At 47.7% G+C, this 564-nt stretch carries 1 rRNA gene; it reads left to right on the forward strand.

The features are described from left to right. Positions 1–89 (forward strand): 16S ribosomal RNA (locus KJS42_RS22925); the annotation flags it as partial. Positions 90–564: the final 475 nt, after the last annotated feature.

The following is a 564-nucleotide window of genomic DNA, read 5'->3' on the forward strand; positions in this document are numbered from 1 at the left end:
GGAGCCAGCCGCCGAAGGTGGGGTAGATGATTGGGGTGAAGTCGTAACAAGGTAGCCGTATCGGAAGGTGCGGCTGGATCACCTCCTTTCTATGGAGAATCGTCTTCTGTAACGAAGACATTCAAATAAGCTAACTCAGGTTAGCAAAGTTACTCACTCGTTGGTCAGTTTTGAGAGTTCAACTCTCAAGCTTATCCTTCCAAGACTTACCGGTTGAACGGTATGATGGGAAGTGATAAGATAGTCTTCCGCCGGTAAAACGGCGAGGCAAACTTGATCCTTGAAAACTGGATAAACGAAACGAAATTTGCGTTTTAGAAACATTCCTTTTAGCTGAACTTGTGTCAAAACAAGTTGAATAAGAGGTAGTGACTACTAATGCGAAGGTTTTGTGATGGTCGATCCTTTGGAAGTGCGTGACCGGGTGGCGAAAGCCAGAAGGGAAACGACGGACAACGAGCGGACAGCACAATACCAGAGCAACTTGGTTAAGCTACTAAGAGCACACGGAGGATGCCTAGGCGCTAGGAGCCGAAGAAGGACGTGGCGAACAACGAAACTGCC

Source organism: Paenibacillus sp. J53TS2 (assembly GCF_018403305.1).
In the GTDB taxonomy this organism is placed as follows: domain Bacteria; phylum Bacillota; class Bacilli; order Paenibacillales; family Paenibacillaceae; genus Fontibacillus; species Fontibacillus rhizolycopersici.